This is a genomic window from Nocardia brasiliensis (genome assembly GCF_011801125.1).
Classification (GTDB): domain Bacteria; phylum Actinomycetota; class Actinomycetes; order Mycobacteriales; family Mycobacteriaceae; genus Nocardia; species Nocardia brasiliensis_C.
In genome coordinates this window covers 5668249-5687161 of record NZ_CP046171.1, presented here as the reverse complement: position 1 = coordinate 5687161, position 18913 = coordinate 5668249, and the positions used below count along the sequence as shown (strand labels likewise).

At 69.0% G+C, this 18913-nt stretch carries 15 protein-coding genes and 1 pseudogene; 10 read left to right on the top strand and 6 right to left on the bottom strand.

Annotation, left to right across the window (positions count from 1 at the left end; translation table 11 throughout):
• From kdpB to F5X71_RS37795, 3 genes and pseudogenes are all read right to left on the bottom strand, one after another.
• A pseudogene (kdpB, locus tag F5X71_RS25785) lies at positions 1–2067 on the bottom strand (potassium-transporting ATPase subunit KdpB); the annotation flags it as partial.
• An 8-nt stretch (positions 2068–2075) separates the two neighbouring features.
• Positions 2076–3749, bottom strand: a complete 1674-nt coding sequence (gene kdpA, locus F5X71_RS25780; RefSeq protein WP_167464345.1) for a potassium-transporting ATPase subunit KdpA — start codon at positions 3747–3749, stop codon at positions 2076–2078.
• A complete protein-coding gene (locus F5X71_RS37795; RefSeq protein WP_428981503.1) occupies positions 3750–3815 on the bottom strand; it encodes a potassium-transporting ATPase subunit F in 66 nt (21 codons plus the stop codon).
• A 402-nt stretch (positions 3816–4217) separates the two neighbouring features.
• Between F5X71_RS37795 and F5X71_RS25770 the strand changes: the two genes are divergently transcribed.
• From F5X71_RS25770 to F5X71_RS25735, 8 genes are all read left to right on the top strand, one after another.
• Positions 4218–4379 (top strand): hypothetical protein, encoded by a 162-nt coding sequence (locus F5X71_RS25770; RefSeq protein WP_167464344.1) that lies wholly within the window; start codon positions 4218–4220, stop codon positions 4377–4379.
• 72 nt (positions 4380–4451) lie between these two features.
• Positions 4452–6998 (top strand): sensor histidine kinase, encoded by a 2547-nt coding sequence (locus F5X71_RS25765; protein ID WP_167464343.1) that lies wholly within the window; start codon positions 4452–4454, stop codon positions 6996–6998.
• 35 nt (positions 6999–7033) lie between these two features.
• Complete coding sequence (locus tag F5X71_RS25760; RefSeq protein WP_167464342.1) at positions 7034–7741, top strand: response regulator; 708 nt, start codon at positions 7034–7036, stop codon at positions 7739–7741.
• Positions 7742–7837: 96 nt separating this feature from the next.
• Complete coding sequence (locus tag F5X71_RS25755) at positions 7838–8290, top strand: OsmC family protein (RefSeq protein WP_167464341.1); 453 nt, start codon at positions 7838–7840, stop codon at positions 8288–8290.
• Positions 8290–8577, top strand: a complete 288-nt coding sequence (locus tag F5X71_RS25750; RefSeq protein WP_167464340.1) for an acylphosphatase — start codon at positions 8290–8292, stop codon at positions 8575–8577. The genes F5X71_RS25755 and F5X71_RS25750 overlap by 1 nt, the downstream gene beginning before the upstream one ends.
• Positions 8578–8608: 31 nt before the next feature.
• On the top strand, positions 8609–9352 hold the full coding sequence (locus F5X71_RS25745; protein ID WP_238815471.1) for a hypothetical protein: 744 nt from the start codon (positions 8609–8611) through the stop codon (positions 9350–9352).
• Positions 9352–10518, top strand: a complete 1167-nt coding sequence (locus F5X71_RS25740) for a glutathionylspermidine synthase family protein (RefSeq protein WP_167464339.1) — start codon at positions 9352–9354, stop codon at positions 10516–10518. The genes F5X71_RS25745 and F5X71_RS25740 overlap by 1 nt, the downstream gene beginning before the upstream one ends.
• 40 nt (positions 10519–10558) lie before the next feature.
• Positions 10559–11014 carry a DUF350 domain-containing protein gene (locus F5X71_RS25735; protein WP_167464338.1) on the top strand — a complete coding sequence of 152 codons (456 nt, stop codon included), beginning with the start codon at positions 10559–10561 and terminating at the stop codon, positions 11012–11014.
• Positions 11015–11217: 203 nt separating this feature from the next.
• On the opposite strand, the gene F5X71_RS25730 is transcribed toward F5X71_RS25735, so the two are convergent.
• Both F5X71_RS25730 and F5X71_RS25725 read right to left on the bottom strand, forming a co-directional pair.
• A complete protein-coding gene (locus F5X71_RS25730; protein WP_167464337.1) occupies positions 11218–11835 on the bottom strand; it encodes an MBL fold metallo-hydrolase in 618 nt (205 codons plus the stop codon).
• The gene (locus tag F5X71_RS25725) at positions 11832–12917 is read right to left on the bottom strand and encodes an S-(hydroxymethyl)mycothiol dehydrogenase (protein WP_167464336.1); all 1086 of its coding nucleotides are present in this window, start codon (positions 12915–12917) and stop codon (positions 11832–11834) included. The genes F5X71_RS25730 and F5X71_RS25725 overlap by 4 nt, the downstream gene beginning before the upstream one ends.
• Before the next feature lie 188 nt (positions 12918–13105).
• Here F5X71_RS25725 and F5X71_RS25720 point away from each other — a divergent pair, with 188 nt between their 5' ends.
• Complete coding sequence (locus tag F5X71_RS25720) at positions 13106–13531, top strand: DUF1707 SHOCT-like domain-containing protein (protein ID WP_167464335.1); 426 nt, start codon at positions 13106–13108, stop codon at positions 13529–13531.
• Between the two features lie 61 nt (positions 13532–13592).
• Here F5X71_RS25720 and F5X71_RS25715 read toward each other — a convergent pair whose 3' ends face one another.
• Entirely contained in the window at positions 13593–14798 is a 1206-nt protein-coding gene (locus tag F5X71_RS25715) for a hypothetical protein (protein WP_167464334.1), read from the bottom strand.
• Positions 14799–15248: 450 nt separating this feature from the next.
• On the opposite strand from F5X71_RS25715, the gene smc reads away from it, so the two are divergent.
• Positions 15249–18863: a chromosome segregation protein SMC gene (gene smc, locus F5X71_RS25710; RefSeq protein WP_167464333.1), complete on the top strand. Its 3615-nt coding sequence runs from the start codon at positions 15249–15251 to the stop codon at positions 18861–18863.
• The last annotated feature ends 50 nt before the right edge of the window (positions 18864–18913 follow it).

Here is an 18913-nt window from a genome sequence, read left to right as displayed (position 1 = left end):
TCAGGACATCCCGGGGAGGAGTTGGACGACGAGGTCGATGAGTTTGATGCCGAGGAACGGCGCGATGATGCCGCCAAGTCCGTAGATGGTCAGGTTGCGGCTCAACAACTTCGAGGCATTGGTCGGCGTGTAGCGCACGCCGCGCAGCGACAGTGGGATCAGCGCGACGATGACGATCGCGTTGAAGATCACCGCGGCCAGGATCGCCGACTGCGGGCTGGCCAATCGCATGATGTTGAGCCTGTCCAGGCCGGGGAACAGCGCGATGAACAGCGCGGGCAGGATCGCGAAGTACTTGGCGATGTCGTTGGCGATCGAGAAGGTGGTCAGCGCGCCGCGGGTGATGAGCAATTGCTTGCCGATCTCCACGATCTCGATCAGCTTGGTCGGGTCGGAGTCCAGATCGACCATGTTGCCCGCCTCTTTGGCGGCCGAGGTGCCGGTGTTCATCGCGACGCCGACGTCGGCCTGCGCGAGCGCGGGCGCGTCGTTGGTGCCGTCGCCGGTCATCGCGACCAGCCTGCCGCCCGCCTGTTCCTGTTTGATCAGCGCCAGCTTGTCCTCGGGCGTCGCCTCGGCGAGGAAGTCGTCGACACCGGCCTCGTCGGCAATCGCCTTGGCGGTCAACGGATTGTCGCCGGTGATCATGACGGTGCGGATGCCCATCCTGCGCATCTCGTCGAACCGCTCACGCATGCCATGCTTGACGACGTCCTTGAGGTAGATGACGCCGAGCAGCCGGGCCGCGCCGGCTTTCGATTCGCCGACCACCAGCGGCGTGCCGCCGGCGGCGGACACACCGTCCACGGTCACGCCGACCTCGGCGGGCACCGCGCCGCCTTGGGCGCGCACCCATTCGACGACCGCGCTCGCGGCACCCTTGCGCAGCCGATGTCCATCGGCGAGGTCGACGCCCGACATGCGGGTCTGGGCGGTGAATTCCACCCAGATGGCGCCCGCCAGCTCGCCCGGCGTGCGCTCGCGCTTGCCGAACGCCTGTTTCGCGTACACGACAATGGAACGGCCCTCGGGGGTTTCGTCGGCGAGGCTGGACAGCTGCGCCGCGTCGGCGAGCTCGTCGGCCGAGATATCGGGCAGCGGAACGAAATCCGTGGCCTGGCGGTTGCCGAGGGTGATGGTGCCGGTCTTGTCGAGCAGCAGGGTGTTCACATCGCCCGCGGCTTCGACCGCACGACCGGACATGGCAAGCACATTGCGCTGCACGAGGCGGTCCATGCCCGCGATGCCGATGGCCGACAGCAGCGCGCCGATGGTGGTCGGAATGAGACACACCAGCAGCGAGACCAGCACGATACCGGTGATCCCGTTGCCGTTCAGCGCGGCCGTGTCGGGCACGCCCGGGTTGTTCGCCTTCGAGTAGATCGCCAGCGGCTGCAGGGTGACCACCGCGAACACGAAGATGACGGTCAGCGAGGCGAGCAGGATGTTCAGCGCGATCTCGTTCGGTGTCTTCTGCCTGCTCGCGCCCTCGACCAGGGCGATCATCTTGTCGATGAAGCTCTTGCCGGGTTCCTGGGTGATCCGGACGACGATCCGATCCGACAGCACGGTGGTGCCGCCGGTGACCGCCGAACGGTCGCCGCCGGATTCCCGGATCACCGGTGCGGATTCACCGGTGATCGCCGATTCGTCCACCGAGGCAATGCCTTCCACGACATCGCCGTCGCCGGGGACCAACTGACCGGCCTCGACCACGACGTGGTCGCCGCGCCGCAGCTCGGGAGCCGCGACGGCCTCCTCGACGATCTGCCCACCCGGGCTCCAGTCGATCAGCCGCCGAGCCACGGTGTCGGTCTTGGCTTTTCGCAGCGTGTCCGCCTGCGCCTTACCGCGGCCCTCGGCGACCGCTTCGGCGAGATTGGCGAAAATAACGGTGAGCCAGAGCCATCCGACAATCGTCCAGGCGAAGAAGCCGGGCTCGGCGCTCGCAAGCACGGTGGCCCATGCGGCGCCGAGCTCGACGATGAACATCACCGGATTGCGCCACATGGTGCGCGGGTCGAGCTTGCGCACCGCATCGGGCAGCGAGCTCAGCAGCATTCTCGGGGCAGTGGTCATGGGTGGATTCCTTCAGCGAGCGGCCCGAGCGCGAGTGCGGGCAGAAATGTGAGCGCGACCAGGATCACCGTCACGCCGACGACCATCCCGACGAACTGCGGCCGGTGCGTCGGCAGCGTGCCGATCGACTCGGGGGTGCTGCCCTGTTCGGCCAAAGCGCCTGCCAGCGCGAGCACGAAGATGATCGGCAGGAACCGGCCGAACACCATCGCCAGGCCGAGCGCGGTGTTGTACCACTCGGTGTTGCCGGACAATCCCGCGAACGCCGAGCCGTTGTTGTTGGTCGCGGAAGTGAAGGCGTACAACACTTCCGAGAGACCGTGCGGGCCGGAGTTCAGCATGCTCGCGCGCTGGCCCGGCATGGCCATCGCCAGCGCGGTGCCCACCAATGCGAGCAACGGGCTGACCAGGAAATACGAAGCGGCGAGCTTGATCTCGCGCGGCGTGATCTTCTTGCCGAGATACTCCGGAGTCCGGCCGACCATCAGGCCGGCGACGAACACGGTGAGCACCGCGAGGACGAGCATGCCGTAGAGTCCGGAACCCGTTCCGCCGGGCGCTACTTCGCCGAGCTGCATGTTGAACATCGTCATCAGGCCGCCGAGGCTGGTGTAGGAGTCGTGGAACGAGTCGACCGCGCCGGTCGAGGTGAGCGTCGTCGCGGTCGCGAAGGTCGCGGAATCGGCTACCCCGAAACGGGTTTCGACGCCCTCGAGGGACGCGCCGACGGCGGTCGGCACCGTGCCGTGGTGGGCGAGCTGGAAGGCGTTCTGCAGCACGGTGCTGAGCAACGCGATGATGCCCATCACGGCGACGATGGCGTAGCCCTGCTTCGTGCTGCCGACCATCCGGCCGAAGGTGCGCGGCAACGAGAAGCTGATCATCAGGATGAGGAAGATCTCCAGCCAGTTGGTCCAGGCGGTCGGGTTCTCGAACGGGTGCGCGGAGTTGGCGTTGTAGAAGCCGCCGCCGTTGGTGCCGAGTTCCTTGATGACCTCCTGGCTGGCCACCGGACCACCGGGAATGGTCTGCTCGGTGCCGTTGAGCGCCTGAGCGAGCTGATCGTGCAGGTGGAAGTTCTGCACCGCACCGCCGGCGACCAGCACGATCGCGAACACGAACGCGATCGGCAGCAGGATGCGCAGGGTGCCGCGGATCAGGTCCACCCAGAAGTTGCCGAGTTCGCCGGTGTGCCTGCGCGCGAAGCCGCGCACCAACGCGACCGCGACGGCCATGCCGACGGCGGCGGAGACGAAGTTCTGCACCGCGAGCCCGGCCATCTGCACCAGGTGGCTCTGGGTCGACTCCCCGGAGTAGTTCTGCCAGTTCGTGTTCGTCACGAAGCTGACCGCGGTGTTCCAGGCCAGCGCGGGCGTCATCTCGGTCGCCGGGTCGTTCAGGCGCAGCGGCAGCTTGCCCTGCAGCAACTGGAAGAAGAAGAGGAAGATGATCCCGACCGCGGCGAAGGCAAGCACGCTGCGGGCATAGACGCCCCAGGTCTGCTCCACCTCCGGTTGCACGCCGATGGCCCGATAGACGACCCGCTCCGCGCGATAATGCTTTCGGCCGTTGTAGACCCGGTACATGTAGTCGCCGAGCGGGACGTGTACCAGGGCGAGCGCGATGATCAGGGAGGCGACGAACGCGATCCCCGCTGTAGTCGTGTTCACCTAGAACCTCTCGGGGAAAAGCAGCGCGGCGACCAGATAGATCGCGACCGCGATGGCGAACAGCACACCGATCAGGTTCGCGGTCACAGCTTTTCCACCCCCCGCTGGATCAGGCCCAACAGGGCGAAGATCGCCACGGTCAGCACCGTGAACACCACGACAGACATGTTCGACCAACCTCCATCAGCGCTCGTGATGTCGAGCGCACCAGGGGAGTCAAGTCGTCGTCACAGGCGCATCCGAGGTTCCTTACGACTCCTTTGCGGGTGCGGGCGCCGCCTTTGCGCTTCGTTTACATCTCGGCTTCCGCGCGTCGCAAGCAGAACGTCAAGAGCGGCGGCGATCCCGTCAACATGCCGTAAAGATCCCGCTCAACCGCGTGGAGGCGGGTAGTAGTTGAGGGCCGGCCAGGCGGATCTCTCCAGCGCGACCGGTTGTTTCGATCGGTCGGAGAAAGGAAATGTTGTCATGTCGGCTGTCACCGTGGCCCTGCTCGTCGGGTTCGTGTGCTGTGCGCTGCTCATCCGTGCGCTGCGCAGCCAGGGCGACGAGGCGGAACCGGGCCACGCCGCGGAGCGCGACCGGGTGCGGAGCCTGCAAGGCGCGCAGGCCGGGCCGCTGGATGCGTGAGGATCGGGCGCAGCACGCCGATAGGTCCGAGGGGTACTCGGTTCCGGGATCGCGGCGCGCGATGATGGACCGGTGAAACGCGGCCGACTGCGGATCTACCTCGGCGCAGCGCCGGGAGTCGGTAAGACCTACGCCATGCTCGGCGAGGCCCACCGGCGGCTCGAGCGCGGCCGCGACGTGGTGGCGGCGGTAGTGGAAACGCATGGCCGGGCCAAGACAGCGACTCTGCTAAACGGCATCGAGCGGATACCACCGCGCATGGTGGGCTATCGCGGCGCGCAGCTGCCGGAGCTCGATCTCGACGCGGTGCTGCGGCGTCATCCCGCGGTCGCGCTGGTCGACGAGCTCGCGCACACCAACGCGCCGGGCAGCAAGCACGAAAAGCGTTGGCAGGACGTCGAAGAACTGCTGGACGCGGGCATCGACGTGATCTCGACGGTCAACGTGCAGCACCTGGAGAGCCTCAACGACGTGGTCGAGCGGATCACCGGGGTCCGGCAGCAGGAAACCGTGCCGGACGCGGTGGTGCGCGGCGCCGACCAGGTCGAGCTGGTCGATCTCACACCGGAGGCGTTGCGGCGCAGGCTCTCCCACGGCAACGTGTACTCCGCCGACAAGGTGGACGCCGCGCTGCGCAACTACTTCCGTCCCGGAAACCTCACCGCGCTGCGGGAATTGGCGCTGCTGTGGCTGGCCGATCAGGTCGACGCCGCACTGGCCGCCTACCGGGCCGACCACCGGATCACCGAACCGTGGGAGGCGCGCGAGCGGGTGGTCGTCGCGGTGACCGGCGGCCCGGAGTCGGAGACCGTGGTGCGCCGGGCGAGCCGCATCGCGAGCAAGGCCAGCGCGGAACTCGTTCTGGTGCATGTGGTTCGGGGCGACGGGCTGGCCGGGGTCTCCACCGCTCGACTGGCCAGGCTGCGTGAGCTCGCCGCGAGTCTGGACGCCTCGTTGCACACGGTGACCGGTGACGACGTGCCAAGTGCGCTGCTGGAGTTCGCGCGCGAGGCGAACGCGACGCAGTTGGTGCTCGGCACCTCGCGCCGCTCCCGGTGGGCGCGGATGTTCGACGAGGGCATCGGCGCCACGGTGGTGCAGCGGTCGGGAAAGATCGATGTGCACATGGTGACGCACGAGGAAGCCCATCGCGGCCTGCGCCGGTCCTCGCTCATGCCGCGCCAGCCGATCCGGGCCTGGTTGGCCGCGGTGCTCGTGCCCTCGGCGGTGTGCGGGATCGGCGTCGTGTTCCTGGACGGTTTCCTGCAGCTCGGTGGCCTGAGCGCGGTGTTCTTCATCGGCGTCGTCGCGGTCGCGCTGCTGGGCGGTGTTGTGCCCGCGGCGTTTTCGGCACTGCTGTCGGGCATGCTGCTGAACTGGTTCTTCGCCGACCCGCGCTACAGCCTGACCATTTCCGAGCCGGACAATTTCGTCACCGTGGTGGTGCTGCTGTTCGTCGCGGTGGCGGTGGCGGCGTTGGTGGACGTGGCCGCGAAACAGACGTTGCAGGCCCGCCGTGCCTCCCAGGAGGCGGAGCTGCTGACGATGTTCGCCGGTGCCGTGCTGCACGGCGCCGATCTGCCCAAACTGCTCGAGCAGGTGCGCGAGACCTACGGGCAGCGCGCGGTGAGCATGCTGTGCGGCGAACAGGTGGTCGCCGAGGTGGGCACAGACCCGCCGCGGCGCGCCGCCGACGCCGACACCACCATTCAGGCGGGCGACGCGACGAGCCTGCTGTTGCTCGCCGGGCGGCCGCTGGCCGCGGGCGATCGGCCGGTGCTCAACGCCGTGGCCAATCAGGCGGCCGGGCTGGTGCGGCAGGCCAGGCTCGCGGAGGAGGCGAGCGCGGCGGCGGCGCTGCTGGAGGCGGACCGATTGCGCAGGGCGCTGCTGTCGGCGGTGAGTCACGATCTGCGCACCCCGCTGGCGGGGGCGAAGGCGGCCGTGTCCAGTCTGCGCAGCGATGACATCGAGTTCTCCGCCGAGGACACCGGCGAGCTGCTGGAGACGATCGAGGAATCGGTGGATCAGCTGACCGCGCTGGTCGGTAACCTGCTCGACTCGTCCCGGCTCGCGGTCGGCGTGGTGAAACCGCAACTGCGGCAGGTGTATATGGACGAGGTGGTGCACCGGGCGCTGCTGAGCGTCGGCATGGGCGCGCGCGGCGTGCGGCGCGCGGCGATGGACCTGGTGAAGGTCGAGGTCGGCGACGTCTCGGTGCGCGCGGACAGCGGGTTGCTCGAACGCGTGCTGGCCAACCTGATCGACAACGCGCTGCGGCACGCCACCCGCGACATGGCCTTCACCCCACCCGCCGGTTCCGGCGACTACCATCCCCCGCCGGTACGCGTTACCGCCGAACGCGAGGGTGATCGGGTGTTCATCGCGGTGGTGGACACCGGGCCCGGCGTCCCGCCGGGTACCGAGGAGCAACTGTTCGAACCGTTCCAGCGGCTCGGCGACCGGGACAACACCACCGGGGTCGGGCTCGGCCTTTCGGTGGTGCGCGGTTTCGTCGAGGCGATGGGCGGCACCGTGCACGCCGAACCGACACCGGGCGGCGGATTGACCATGATCGTCGATCTGCCCGCCGCCGAGAACGGAGCGAGCAGCGCATGACCACAGTGGAGTCAACGACCACACAGGAAGTCGCGATGACCGAGAAGAAGCAGGACGCCCCGGCGGTCAAGGTGCTGGTGGTCGACGACGAGCCGCAGATCGTGCGGGCGTTGCGGATCAACCTGTCGGTCCGCGGCTACGAGGTGATCACGGCGGGCACCGGCGGCGCCGCGTTGCGCGCGGCCGCCGACAAGCACCCCGATGTGGTGATCCTCGATCTCGGGCTGCCCGATATCGACGGCATCGAGGTGCTCGCCGGGTTGCGCGGCTGGACCACCGCGCCGGTGATCGTGCTCTCCGCGCGGACCGACTCCGCGGACAAGGTCGAGGCGCTCGACGCGGGCGCCGACGACTACGTCACCAAGCCGTTCGGCATGGACGAGCTGCTCGCCCGGCTGCGCGCCGCGGTCCGCCGCGGCGCCGGCGACGCCGACGCCGCCGATCCGGTGGTGGTGACCTCGTCGTTCACCGTCGACCTCGCGGCCAAGAAGGTCACCAAGAACGACCAGACGGTGCACCTGACGCCGACCGAGTGGGGCATGCTCGAGATGCTGGTCCGCAACCGGGGCAAGCTGGTCGGGCGCAAGGAACTGCTCCGCGAGGTGTGGGGGCCGTCGTACGCGACCGAAACCCATTACCTGCGGGTGTATCTGGCTCAGCTGCGGCGCAAGCTCGAGGACGATCCGTCCCATCCCAAGCATCTGCTCACCGAGGCGGGCATGGGCTACCGCTTCCAGGAGTAGCCGGACGAGAGCTCGAGCACGGCGTGGAATGGGCGACCGACCAGGTGGCGTTGCCAGGCGTGAGTTGATTCCGACGAGAATGGCAGGATCGGACCCATGGCTGAACCAACCGCCGCAACCGCGAGCACCGCTGTCCAACCCACCGAACTCTGGGTCGAGCGCACGGGAACGCGGGCGTACACCGGCCGCAGCTCCCGCGGCGCCGAGGTGCTGATCGCCTCGCAGGGCGTGCCCGGCGCCTTCACCCCGGGCGAGCTGCTGAAGATCGCGCTCGCCGGCTGCTCCGGGCTGAGCGCGGACTTCTCGCTCGCGCGCAAGCTCGGTGACTCCTTCGACGCGACCATCCGCGTCTCGGGCGACGCCGACCGGGAGAACGAGGTGTATCCCCAGCTGGACGAGTCGTTCGAGCTCGACCTCAGCGAGCTGGACGAGCAGGAACGCGAGCGGTTGCTGGTGACCGTGCAACGCGCCATCGACAAGGCGTGCACGGTGGGCCGGACGCTGCAGGCCGGGACGAAGGTGACCCTGTCCTTCGACATCGAGGCCTGATGGGGGAGGCGGTCGAGTCCGTCCGGTTGAGCGCGTGGGTGCACGGCCGCGTCCAGGGCGTGGGATTTCGCTGGTGGACGCGGTCGCGGGCGCTGGAACTCGGGCTGGTCGGGCACGCGACCAACGCCCGCGACGGGCGGGTGCACGTGGTGGCGCAGGGCCCGCGCGCGGACTGCGCCCGGTTGCTCGAACTGCTTCGCTCCGGCGATACTCCTGGTCGGGTGACACTGGTTGTGGAAAGCTGGGAGCCCGCGCGGGGCGATTTGACCGGATTCGAGGAGCGTTAGTGGTAGCTCGGGCTAGGACGGGGACTCGACAGTGAGCACACAGAATCCGGGTGCGGACGGTTCTGGCACCGGGCCGAACGAGCCCGTCGGCTCGGCGCAGCAGCCGTCGAACCCCGCTCAGCCAGGCGCGCAGCCGCCATCGAGCGCCGACCCGTCCGGGCAGCCCGAGTCGTCGGCACAGCCCGAGTCGTCGTCCGAGTCCAGCGCCGGTGCCGCGGCGCAGCCGCCGCGGCAGGGCAGCGTGCAACGGCAGGAGCCCGGCGTCACCCAGCCGCGACCGCCGACCGTGGCCGAAGCCCGCGCCAGGGACAAGGCGCGCAAACAAGCCCAAGCGGCCCAGCGAGCCGCGGCCGCCGCGGAAGAGGCCAAGAAGCGCGGCCGCAAACGGGTGATGATCGGTGGCGCCGCGATCGTCGGCGTCGCCGCGCTGGTCGGCGGCGGGTATCTCGCCTATCGCGCCGTCGCCGCCCCGGACAAGGTCACCGCGTCCTGCGTGAAGATCGAGAACGGCCAGGAGATCGTGGTCGAGGACCGCTACTGCGGCGAGGGGCGGCCAGGTTTCGTCGGCGACGGCGGACCCCATGCCGGGCCTGGCCTGATCGTGCTCGGTGGCGGGCCGCAGTACCGCTACTACTACGGCGGCACGCCGACCATCGGCAAGCCGCCGACCGGCGGTACCACGGTCAAGCCGCGCAGCGCCGAGATAAAGACCAAGAGCGGCACCACCATTCAGCGTGGCGGGCTCGGCAGCAAGAGCACAGGCAGCGGGTCCTGATGCGGCGCGTGCGCGGTACACCCCGGCCGGGGTGGCAGCAGATCACCGAAGGCCAAGGGCTGGTCTATGGTTCGCCGGGCCGCGATGCCAGCGGTCAGCCGCGGCCGTACTGGGACGAGTCGGTGCACTACGAATTCGAGATGTCGGAAATCCTCGCGTTGGAGGCCGATGTCGAACTGCTGCACTCGATGTGCCTGAACGCGGTGGAGCACATCGTGCTCACCGAACGATTCAAGGATTTCGGCCTGCCCGAATGGAGCTGGGGGCCGATCGCCGAATCCTGGCGGCGCGGCGACCCGCACGTGTACGGCCGCTTCGACCTGCGCTACGACGCGCGCCGTCCCGCGAAACTGCTCGAATACAACGCCGATACGCCGACCTCGCTGCTGGAGGCGGCGATCGTGCAGTGGCACTGGCTGACCGCGTTGTATCCCGACGGCGATCAGTGGAACTCGTTGCACGAGAAGCTCGTCGAGCGCTGGGCCGAACTGCGTGACACGCTGCCGACGGCGCAGCTGCACTTCAGCTGGTCCGGTGCCGACGCCACCGGCGAGGACAACGTCACCACCGCCTACATGCAGGAGACCGCGGCCGAGGCCGGGTTCGACACCATCGCGCTGCCCATCGAGGAGCTCGGATTCGACACTGAGCTGGAGCGTTTCGTCGATCTGGCCGAGGCGCCGATCGAGGCGATCTTCAAGCTGTACCCGTGGGAGTGGGCGCTCGACGACGACTTCGGAAAGCGTGTGGTCGACAGTCTGCCGCAGACGATGTGGATCGAGCCGCTGTGGAAGACGTTGCTGAGCAACAAGGCGATCCTCGCGGTGCTGTGGGAGATGTACCCGGGCCACCCGAACCTGTTGCCCGCCTACCTCGATCAGCCCAACGAACTCACCGAGTACATTCGCAAACCGAAGCTCGGTCGAGAAGGCGCCAACATGACCATCGTCGGCGCCGGATTGCAGACCGCCACCGGCGGTGTCTACGGCGAAGAAGGCTTCGTCTACCAATTGCTCGATCCGCTACCGGAATTCGACGACATGCGCCCGGTGCTCGGCGCCTGGATCGTCGGCGACACCGCGGCGGGCCTCGGCATCAGGGAGACCGCCGGACTGATCACCGACGACGGCTCCGCCTTCGTCCCGCACCGCATCGTCGGCTCGTAACCGAATACACCCGGTAGTCAACACACTCGGAAGGATCATGATGACCGCTGTCGCCCTCGAATCGGGGTACTGGAGCGCGCTCGGCGAGGGTGTCGGAGCGATCATCCTCTACGCCCTCATCGGTCTGGCGCTGATGCTCGTCGGCTTCTACGCCATCGACCTGACCACGCCGGGCAGGCTGCGCGAGCTGGTCGTCGCGGGTAAGCCGAACGCGATCATCGTCACCGCCGCGGGCATGATCAGCATGGCGTTCATCGTGGTGCTCGCCATCCTCGCGGTCGGCGGCGGCGGCAAGCTGTCCGAGGGTCTGATCGCCTCGCTGGTCTTCGGCCTGGTCGGCATTGTCGCGCAGGTCGTTTCGGTGCGCGTGATCGAGAAGGCGATCGGCATCGACATCGGCGCGGCGCTGCACTCGGACACCTACACCACCGAGGTCCTCGTGGTCGCCGCCGCCCACTTCGCCCTCGGCTTGGTCGTCGCCTTCGCCATCCTCTGACCCGCCGGGTGTTCCTCTCCCGGTCGGCTCGTCGGCGGGTGCGAGGCCGAGAATCCCGGTGATGTCGCGCAGGCACTCCTCGTAGACCGGCTCGAGGTCGGAGTAGGCGAAATCGAGCTGATGCAGGACCTCCATGCACAGGTATTGACGCTCGTCGCCGATTTCGGTGACGAGCAACTGCGGGTGGGTTGAGGGCCGAGGGTCTAATGTCCGCGGGCGATCCAGTCGGCCAGGGCGGGTTTTTCGGTGCCTATGGTGGTGGTGTCGCCGTGGCCGGTGTGGACGGTGGTTTCTTCGGGGAGGGTGAGCAGGCGGTCGCGGATGGAATCGATGATGGTGTCGAAATCGGAGTAGGAGCGGCCGGTAGCGCCGGGGCCGCCGGAGAAGAGGGTGTCGCCGGTGCAGAGGGCGGCCGCGGCGGGCAGATGCAGGGACACCGAGCCGGGGGAGTGGCCGGGGGTGTGCAGGATGTCGATGTCGATGCCCGCCACCGTGATTCGCGGTGTGTCGGCCAGCGAACGGTAGTCGACGTCGGGGTGGGTCATCCGCCACAGCGGGTCGTCGCCGGGGTGCAGCAGGATCGGTGCGTCGAGGCGGGCGCTCAATTCCGGTGCGACAGTGACGTGGTCGTTGTGGCCGTGCGTGCAGAGGACGGCGACGACGTTGCGTCCGCCGACCGCCGCGGCGATCGCGTCCGCGTCGTGCGCGGCGTCGACGACGAGCACGTCTCGGTCGTCGCCGATGAGCCAGACGTTGTTGTCGACGTCCCAGGTGCCGCCGTCGAGGGAGAAGGTGCCGGAGGTGACGACGCGCTCGATCACTGGACCACCACCGAGCGCAGCACGTCGCCTGCGTGCATCGCGGTGAACGCCGCTTCCACCTGGCCGAGCGAGATCCTTTCGGTGACAAAGCGTTCCAGTGGCAGGCGACCCTGCAGGTGCAGGTCGACCAGCATCGGGAAGTCCCGCTCGGGCAGGCAGTCGCCGTACCAGGAGGACTTGAGCGCACCGCCCCGGGAGAACAGATCGATCAGCGGCATCTCGATGGTCATCTCCGGGGTGGGGACGCCGACGAGGACCACGGTGCCCGCCAGATCGCGGGCGTAGAAGGCCTGCTTCCAGGTTTCCGGCCTGCCGACCGCCTCGATGACGACGTCGGCGCCGAATTCGTCGGTGTACTCCTGGATCTTCGCGACCACGTCCTCGGAGCTCGCATCGATGGTGTGGGTGGCGCCGAAGTCTTTGGCCCAGGTGAGCTTTCGCGGGTCGCGGTCCACCGCGATGATGGTCTTCGCGCCGGCCAGCCTGGCCCCGGCGATGGCCGCGTCGCCGACGCCGCCGCAGCCGAGCACCGCGACGGTGTCACCGCGCGAGATGTTGCCGGTGTTCATCGCCGCGCCGATGCCCGCCATCACGCCGCAGCCGAGCAGCCCGGCCACCGCCGGGTCGGCGGCGGGATCGACCTTGGTGCACTGACGTTCGTGCACGAGCGTCTTGTCGACGAAGGCGCCGATGCCGAGGGCCGGGCTCAGTTCGGTGCCGTCGGTGAGGGTCATCTTCTTGCTCGCGTTGCTGCTGGCGAAGCAGTACCAGGGCCTGCCGCGGCGACATGCCCGGCATTCGCCGCAGACGGCGCGCCAGTTCAGGACCACGAAGTCGCCCGGCGTCACGTGGGTGACCTGGTCGCCGACGGTCTCCACGATGCCGGCGGCCTCGTGGCCGAGCAGGAACGGGAACTCGTCGTTGATGCCGCCCTCGCGGTAGTGCAGGTCGGTGTGGCAGACGCCGCAGGCCTGCACGCGCACGACCACGTCGTGCGGTCCGGGGTTCGGAATCACCACGTCCACGAGCTCGACCGGCGCGCCCTTGCTACGGGCGATGACACCGCGCACGGTTTCGGACACCTATGCCTCCTTGGCGATTTCGTGGACGCGGACCGCTGCGGCCGCGAGTTGACCTTGCCGTCCATACTGCCGCGCTCGCGATACGGACACCAGCGGCGGAGCCGAAGGGGTTGACATTCCACTATGGAAGGAGCATGATTCGAGGAATATTCCACTATGGAGGGTGGAACCGCCGACAAGGACTTCTCATGGACATCTCGACCGGAACGCGCGCCTCGAACGCCGAACGTGACAAGGTGGTCCGGCTGCTCGCCAGGCATCTGGAAGACGGGCGGATCGACCTGGCCGAATACGACCAGCGCACCGCCCAGGTGTACGCCACGACCACCAGGGACGATCTGCAGCTCGTGCTGTCGGACCTGCCCAAGCTCGCGAAAGAGCCGGCGGGGAACGCCGCCGCCCGCATCCCGATCTGGCAGAGGATCGAGGGCGCGAGCTGGCTCGGGGTGAGCGTGCTCGTGCTGTTCATCTGGGCCGCGATCTCGCTGAGCGTCGGCGAGTTCACCTACCCCTGGCCGATCTGGGTGATCGGCCCGTGGGGTGCGGTGCTCGTCTTCCGCATGCTCACCGGCTTCGAGTCCGGCAAGTACAAGTACTCCCGGCATACCAGCTAGTCGGCCGCCTCGGGGCTGTCCGCGCATGTCGCACGGACAGCCCCGTTGTGCGTGAAAGGGGTTATGGCCGCGGCGGTGTCGCGCCGTAGGTGGAACCGCGACGCGGCGCCTCGGTCGAATTCGGGGGCGCGGCGTAGCGGCGGCGGCGCGAGGCGGGGCGGTATTCCGGCGCGGGCCGCTCGGACCACGGCTCGGCTGCCGTCTCGCGCTGCCGAACCGGGCGCTCCTGCCATATCGGTGCGGGCCCGCGGCCGAGCGCGTCTGCGCCGGGTGGCGGTCGTCGCCCCGAAATCGGCTCACGCCGTGGCACTTCGGGGCGGGGCGGGGGTTGGTGGGGCTCGGTGAAATCCCGCGGGTCGCGTTGCGGCCAGTGCGGTGCGGGGTCGTGGTGCCGCTCGGGCGGAACGAGGCGGGGGAGCCCCGGGACGAGCAGCGGGATCTCCCTGGTGTCCTGGGTGGCGCTGACGCCCTTCTCGCGGTAGGCCGCCGGGATGCTGTGCGCGCGCAGCCAGGCGCCGGGGTCGTGGCGGCCGTGCCGATCCAGCTGCGGCACAACCTCTTCGAGTAGTTCGAGAATGTCGCCCTCGGGGTCGCCGAGCGCGTCGCGGATCGCCGGGAAGGTGTCAGGGTGGAAGATCCACATCCACTCGTAGGCTGGATAGGTCCCGCCGCGGTCGTGCCCGTGGAAGAGGAGATCGCCGGAACGCCCGATCTTGGCGCGCATCGACCAGCCTCCGGATTCGACCAGGAACTCCTTGGTTTCGGCGCGTGCGGTCCGCGGCTGGTCCTGCTCGGCGCCGGATCTGCCCGGCTTCCACCACTTCTCGGACTCGGTGCCCGCGCCGCGGTACCCCGCCGTGCGCATCCGGGCGGCGACCGTAGGTGATTCGACGTCGTCGGCACGGTCGTCGTGCCGAGTTCCCCGGCGCCCCATGTGCGTTGCCGATCGCGGCGCGCGGTCTTCGGCATACTTCCGGCGAATCCCGCTGGCGCTGTGGCGAACCGGGCCGCGCGCGCTGACCGTTTCGGCGGGAATGCCGGTTTCGTCGTCGGCGAACTCGCGGAAATTCGTCAGTTTGATCTCGAACCACGCCGCGCCGAGTCCGGCGGCCATCAGCAGGCCCGCGCAGGCGACCTCGATCCACCGATCGGCGAGCACCGCGCTCCTGCTGTACTCGCACGCGTAGAGAAACAGCAGGCTGCCGAGCACCAGAGCCGCGATTCGGACAAGCCGGAACACCGTCGGGGTCCCGGTTCGAGCTGGCATCGGCGTGGTGCTCCAAATATTCCCGCTGGCGGATCGACTGGATCGTATGCGGCGGCGTCGCCGCGTGGCAGAGCGTCGGACAAGTCGGTTCGTCTTTTGGTGTAAAGGTCGCGCCGTGGTCGATCGACGGACCCGTATTCGTCACCTACCGTGGATACTCCGTCGCGCGCCCGAACGCTCGTGCCAGGTGCGGGTCGCCGGTGCGCCGCGGCGGGCGAATGCACCACCGAACACGACATCCGGCTAACTCCGAGCGCATCGAAATACGGGATATCGTGGCCCTACTCGATAACCTACGGGTACCGCCGAGCCGCCGTCCGGCGACGCGGCCTGTCCCGCGTCCGCGGTACCGGGCACCCGGCGGATACCATGACGGGTCGCCTGCCTCCGATGAGCAGGCCGAACTCGGCGGCGTGCACACCGGCAACGAATAACGAAAGGTCGTCGGACTTGCATCTGAAGAGCCTGACGCTGAAGGGCTTCAAATCCTTCGCGTCCGCGACGACGTTGCGCCTGGAACCCGGCATCACGTGTGTGGTCGGTCCGAACGGATCCGGCAAGTCCAACGTGGTCGACGCGCTCACCTGGGTGATGGGTGAGCAGGGAGCCAAGGCGCTACGCGGCGGCAAGATGCAGGACGTGATCTTCGCGGGCACCGCGGGCCGGGCACCGCTGGGGCGCGCCGAGGTGACCCTCACCATCGACAATTCCGACGGCGCGCTGCCGATCGACTACGCCGAGGTCTCCATCACCCGGCGGATGTTCCGCGACGGCGCGGGCGAGTACGAGATCAACGGCAGCACCTGCCGGCTGATGGACGTGCAGGAGCTGCTCAGTGACTCCGGCATCGGCCGGGAAATGCACGTCATCGTCGGGCAGGGCCAGCTCTCGGCCATCCTGGAATCGCGCCCGGAGGATCGGCGCGCGTTCATCGAAGAGGCCGCCGGTGTGCTCAAGCACCGCAAGCGGAAAGAGAAGGCGGTCCGCAAGCTCGAGGCGATGCAGGCCAACCTGGCCCGGCTCACCGACCTCACCACCGAGTTGCGCCGTCAACTCAAACCGCTCGGCAGACAGGCCGAGGTGGCGCGCCGCGCCCAGACCGTGCAGGCCGACCTGCGCGACGCCCGGATGCGCCTGGCCGCCGACGACCTGGTGACCCGGCGCCGCGAACTGGAGAGCCAGCAGAGCAAGGAAGCCTACGCCCGCGAACAGCACATCAACGTGCAGAGCGAGCTCGACGCCGCCAATGCCGCGCTCGCGCAACAGGAGTTCCAGCTCTCGCGGCTGACCCCGAGCGCGGAAGCCGCCGCGCAGACCTGGTTCCAGCTCTCGGCGCTGGCCGAGCGGGTCAACGCGACCATCCGCATCGCGCAGGACCGGGCCCGCCACCTCGACACCGAGGCGCCGGTCGGCACGGGACGCGATCCCGAACAGTTGGAAGCCGAAGCCGAACGCGTGGAGGCCGAAGAGGCCGAACTGCGCGAGGCGGTCGAGATCGCGACCGAGACGCTCGAGGCGGCCAGGGACGCGCTCGCCGAACGCGAGCACTCCGCCAAGGCCGCCGAGCAGGCACACCTGGCGGCCGTGCGCGCGATCGCGGACCGGCGCGAGGGCGTCGCCCGGCTCGCGGGCAAGGTCGACACACTGCGCACCAGGGCGCAATCGGTGGACGCCGAGATCGCTCGCCTGACCACCGCGATCGCCGACGCCCGGCACCGCGGCGAGGCCGCGCAGGCCGAATTCGACACGGTGCAGGCCGAACTCACCGAACTGGACGCAGGCGAGGCCGGTCTGGACGCGCAGCACGAACACGCGGTGCAGGCGCTCGCCCTGGCCGATCAGCGGGTGACCGAACTGCGCGAACAGGACCGCGAGGCGAGCAAGCGGGTCGCGTCACTCTCCGCGCGGATCGAGGCGCTCGGCATGAACCTGGCCCGTCGCGACGGAGCCGCCTGGCTGGTTGAGCATCGCTCCCAGGGCCTGCTCGGCCCGCTGTCCGGGCTGCTGCGGGTGCACGGCGGTTTCGAGGCCGCGGTCGCCACCGCGCTCGGCCCGCTCGCCGACGCGGTCGCCGCCGACACCGGGGAATCCGCGCACGCCGCCATTCGCGCGCTGAAAGAGGCCGACGGTGGCCGGGCCGCGCTGGTCTTCAGTGCCGACGCCGGACAGCGCCCGCACCCCGGCCCACTGCCCGGCGGGGTCCGCTGGCTCGCCGACGTGGTCGAGTGCCCCGACAGCGTGCGCGCGGCGATCATGGCGCTCACCGCGGGCATCGCCGTCGCCGACGATCTGGCCGCCGCCCGCGCGGTGGTCGCGGCCCGGCCCGACGTGCGCGTGGTCACCCGCGACGGCGACCTCACCGGAACCGGCTGGCTGCTCGGCGGATCCGATCGGGCGCCGAGCCAACTGGAGATCCAGGCCGATATCGACACCGCCAAAGCCGACCTGGTCGCCGCGCAGCGCCGGGCCGAGGAACTGGAGGCGGCGCTTTCCGGCGCGCTGGCCGAGCAGGCCGACCGCAAGGACGCCGTCGACCAGGCGCTGCTGGCATTGCACGAATCCGATCAGTCGCTGGTCGCCATCTACGACCGGCTCGGCAGGCTCGGCCACGCGGCCCGCACGGCTCAGGCCGACAACGACCGGCTGCTCGCCCAGCGCGCGGAAACCGAAGCGAGCAGGGAGGAATCGCTCACCGCGCTCGCCGAGCTCGAAGACCGGTTGCGCAACGCCGAACTGGAACAGACCGAGATCGACTCCGACGGCACCGCGGCGGGCACCGAGACCGCGGGCCGGGAACGCGAGGAAGCCGCCGCCGCGCTGGCCGAGGCCAGGTCCATGGAGGTGGAGGCGCGCCTGGCGGTGCGCACCGCCGAGGAACGCGCGGAATCGGTACGCGGCAAGGCGGATTCGCTGCGCCGCGCGGCCCGCGCCGAACGCGAGACCCGAGCCAGGGCCGAACGCGCCCAGGCCTCCAGGAAGAAGGCCGCCGAGGTCGCGGCCGCGGTCGCCGAATCGGGGGCCAGGGTCGCCGCCGAACTGGAGAAGGTGGTGGCCGAGGCAGGCGCCCGGCGCGACGAACTGGTCCGGCGCCGCGGTGAGGTCGCCGCCCAGGTCGAGCAGGTCAAGGAGCGGGTGCGCGCGCTGTCCACCCAGCTGGCCCAGCTCACCGACGCGGTGCACCGCGACGAAGTCGCGAAAGCCCAAGCGGCGCTGCGCATCGAACAGCTCGAGGCGACCATCTCCGAACAGTTCGGCATCGCGCTCAACGACTTGATCGCCGAGTACGGACCCGACGTGCCGCTGCCGCCGACCGACCTGGAATGGCAGGAATACGAGCAGGCCAAGGAGCGCGGCGAACAGGTCACCGCGCCCGCGCCGATGCCGTACGACCGGCAGACCCAGGAGCGGCGCGCCAAACGCGCCGAAAAGGACCTCACCACCCTCGGCAAGGTGAATCCCCTTGCGCTGGAAGAGTTCGCCGCGCTCGAGGAACGCTACAACTTCCTCGCCACCCAGCTCGAGGACGTCAAGAGCGCGCGCAAGGACCTGCTCGACGTGGTCGCCGAGGTGGATGCCCGCATCCTGCAGGTGTTCACCGAGGCGTGGGAGGACGTGGAACGCGAGTTCGTCGGCGTGTTCGCGAAACTGTTCCCCGGCGGCGAGGGCAGGCTGCTGCTCACCGACCCGTCCGACATGCTCACCACCGGTATCGAGGTGGAGGCGCGCCCGCCCGGCAAGAAGGTGAAGCGGCTCTCGCTGCTCTCCGGCGGCGAGAAGTCGCTCACCGCCGTCGCGCTGCTGGTCGCCATCTTCCGCGCCCGCCCGTCCCCGTTCTACGTGATGGACGAGGTCGAGGCCGCCCTGGACGACACCAACCTGCGCCGCCTCATCGGCCTCTTCGAGCAACTGCGCGAAAAGAGCCAGCTCATCGTCATCACCCACCAGAAACCCACCATGGAAATAGCCGACGCCCTCTACGGCGTCAGCATGCGCGGCGACGGCATAACCCAGGTGATCTCCCAACGCCTCCGCGGCGAAAACCTCACCCCCGCCGGCGCCTCGTAATCATCGAATCGGGATCGACAGTCGATCGCGGTTCTCGTTAAGCTGCCACG